The 3533-nt window shown below is 49.2% G+C and carries 3 protein-coding genes; all 3 read right to left on the bottom strand.

Features of this window, described 5'->3' with window-relative positions:
• Positions 1–341 (bottom strand): AAA family ATPase (locus ACRC27_RS06010; RefSeq protein WP_438639418.1); only part of this gene is annotated, 341 nt, incomplete at its 3' end.
• A gap of 9 nt (positions 342–350) precedes the next feature.
• Complete coding sequence (lolA, locus tag ACRC27_RS06005) at positions 351–962, bottom strand: outer membrane lipoprotein chaperone LolA (RefSeq protein WP_438624106.1); 612 nt, start codon at positions 960–962, stop codon at positions 351–353.
• Between the two features lie 194 nt (positions 963–1156).
• Positions 1157–3533 (bottom strand): DNA translocase FtsK (locus tag ACRC27_RS06000; RefSeq protein WP_438639417.1); only part of this gene is annotated, 2377 nt, incomplete at its 5' end.

Genomic DNA, 3533 nt, shown 5'->3' with positions numbered 1-3533 from the left:
ACTTCATCGACAAACAAAATAGTGCGACGAGCGCGATCACGGTTACTGCGTGCCCGTTCAATCGCTTCACGGATCTCTTTGATGCCTGATGTTACCGCAGAGACGCGTTCAACATCGGCATCGGCATAACGGGCTATCACTTCGGCTAGCGTTGTTTTGCCTGTGCCCGGAGGTCCCCACAAGATCATGGAGTGCAGATGACCCGCTTCAATTGCTCGGCGCAGGGGTTTTCCCTGCGCTAAAAGGTGGGATTGCCCGATATACTGTGCCAATGTTGTCGGGCGCATTCGAGCCGCCAACGGTTGAAAGTCAGCGGCAAAATCCAACGATAAATTACTCACCAAACCGCCTTACTGACGCTGATCGTCGATTTCTACACCCTTAGGCACGTTGAAGCTATAGGTTGCTTTATTCACCGGCGTGGTTGAAAAACGCGATAATGTGGTTTTACTGGTTTGGCCGTCTTGTTCCACCACAGAGAACCCATTGATGACACCGGCCGGTGTGACATTTAGCTGAAACTGTTTGATATTGCCATCAGTTTTAATCGGTTTTAGGGTAAACACATCCCCTTTCTGGCTAACATTATACTGTGCCCAGTCAGACGGGTTATTACGGGTTAGCAAAACAAAAGGGGTATTACCGGTGACATCTTTTAAATTACTGATGGTAACCTGCTCGACAAATGGGTTAAAAAACCAGACGGTTTTACCGTCGGTCACCAGCAGTGTTTCATCCGGTGTTTTACTTTCCCAACGAAACAAATTTGGGCGGGATACCGAAAGAGCACCATCCCCTTTTTGCAAAGTTGTACCATTAGCGGCATTAACTGTTTGTGTAAATGAAGCACTAAAGCTGTTTACTTTGCCTAATCGAGTTTGCAAATCACCACGAGCATCTGCCCAAACACTTGATGATACAAGGCTCAACATCAAGCCACAGGCCATGACACCCGCAACCATCGCTGTTTTTATTTTTGCTGTTTTCCTGTTTGTTTGTGCTTTCATTGTGATTCTCACTTTTCCGCTCAATCATACCACTTGCGATTTTGCACATTATTTTGCAGGTAATTTGTTTCGGTAGCCCCCGCACTCTGATTTCCGTTCACAGGTTAAATTTTCTGTGTAAAGACGAATCAGAATGCAGGTTTTATTGGTTAATCTCGTATTGGCGGTGGCGCTAACACTTCACGGTTACCATTGTGCCCTTGAGCACTCACGATACCCTGACTCTCCATCTGCTCAATAATGCGAGCCGCCCGGTTATAACCGATTTTAAATTTACGCTGTACACCGGAAATTGAACCACGGCGGGTTTCAGTCACAAACGCCACGGCCTGATCAAATAGAGGGTCGAGCTCTTCATCCATGCCATCGTAACCGGTACCACCTTCCGCACTGTCACCGGCTAAGATAGCATCAATGTACTGCGGACGACCGCGAGCTTTCCAGTCTTGAGCGACTGCATGCACTTCCTGATCCCGAACAAATGCACCGTGAACACGCTCAGGAATAGAGGAGTTTGGTGGCATATACAGCATATCCCCCATCCCCAGTAAGCTCTCTGCGCCGCCCTGATCAAGAATGGTACGTGAGTCAATTTTACTCGATACCGTAAACGCAATGCGGGTTGGAATATTGGCTTTAATCAGGCCAGTAATAACATCAACTGAAGGGCGCTGAGTTGCCAAAACCAAATGAATACCAGCCGCACGCGCTTTCTGCGCAAGACGCGCAATCAGCTCTTCAATCTTCTTGCCCGCCACCATCATCAGATCAGCAAACTCATCAACCATCACCACGATATAAGGCAGTTTGGTGAGTGCTGGCGGCATCGGCTCCATGCTGTCACCCGGACGCCATAGCGGGTCGGGAATCGGCTGCCCCATCTGCTCGGCCATCACCACACGCTCGTTATAACCGGTGATATTCCGAACACCAAGCAGTGACATCAGCTTATAACGACGCTCCATCTCGCCAACGCACCAACGCAGTGCATTCGCGGCATCTTTCATATCGGTGACCACTTCAGTCAGCAGGTGCGGGATCCCCTGATAAACCGAAAGTTCCAGCATTTTCGGGTCAATCATGATGAAACGAACTTCATCAGGTGTCGCCTTGTACAAGATGCTGAGGATCATGGCATTAACACCGACTGATTTCCCCGAACCTGTTGTACCGGCCACCAGCAGATGTGGCATTTTTGCCAAGTCAGCCACAACAGGCTTACCGGCAATATCTTTACCCAACACCACTGTCAGTGGCGATGTGCTTTGGCGGAAAGCGTCACAATCGAGCACTTCGCGTAAGAAAACGGTTTGTCGGTTTTTATTCGGTAACTCTAAACCCACATACGATTTTCCGGGTATGACTTCAACCACACGCACCGCGGAGGTAGACAGTGCACGAGCCAAATCGCGTGATAAGTTAGAAATACGTGCCGCTTTAACACCCGGAGCAAGGTCAAGTTCAAAACGGGTAATTACCGGCCCCGGTGAAATTTCCGCTACATCCGCTTTAATACGGTAGTCATTCAAACGCTCTTCAACCAAACGTGCTGTAGCTTCAAGCTCTTGATCACTGACTGGCTGTTCGGCATTGGTTGGCTTTGCCAGCAATTCGAGTGTTGGCAGCGGTGTGGTTGGCTTTGGCATTGTCTCTTCTTGCTGCATTAAGAAGGGGTGTAAAAAAGCCAGATTCTCTTGTTCAGCACGTTTACGCATGCGGGCAATTTCGGCCGCCTGTGCCTGATAGCGCAATGCCTCTTCTTCATTTTGCAGATCTTGTTGATCCTGTACCGCTATCTCTTGTTCGACATCTTGTCTTACCTGTGTACGGCGATCTTCTGCGCGATCCTCTTCTTGTGTGTGGCGATTCGAATCCCACGATGTGCTCATCACAGGTTCAGTACGGACCGGCCGTAGAGGATTATTGCGAGAAGGCTCTGGCTGTAAGGTTTGTATCCCTTCCGATTGCGTGGTGTATGTACTTGGCGAACTTGTACTGAGATTTGGCGCACTGATGTTTGCTGTATTTGTACTTGGCGCACGAGTCAATGCAGAATCAGCTGCTGACGTTACCGCTGCCGGTGCCGACGTAGCGTATGCTGATGTCGGTACTGTGCTTGGCTGTGGTGTTAATGCCGATTGTGATACGGACTCAGGCTCGGGTACGGGTTCAAAAGTAAACAAAGGTTCAGACGGTTGCTCTACTACCGGCTCAAAGGTAAAAGTCGGTTCTGTTCGCGTTGACTGGCCCGATTTATCCGATACTTCTGATGACTCAAATTGCAGAGGTTTACGTACGGCTTCTACTGCACGCTGCAAACGGGCATTTTCATGCGCTTCAAATTCAGCCTGTAAACGTGCGTTTAGTGCCTCATCATCGTCAACTGCTGTACTAATAATACCGTTGTTTGCGCTTACGCGAGTATTGCTGTTCAAATTATCAACGGTGTATGCAGCACGTTCAGCAGTAGCAACTGCGGCATTTTGGATAGCAGCGCTGTGCATGGCAGCATTTGTGGCCGCTGCA

Origin of the sequence: Plesiomonas sp., assembly GCF_051650925.1 — a bacterium.
In the GTDB taxonomy this organism is placed as follows: domain Bacteria; phylum Pseudomonadota; class Gammaproteobacteria; order Enterobacterales; family CAMTGL01; genus Plesiomonas.
Note: the sequence above shows the minus strand (reverse complement) of the source record. Positions and strands in the feature narration are given on the sequence as shown.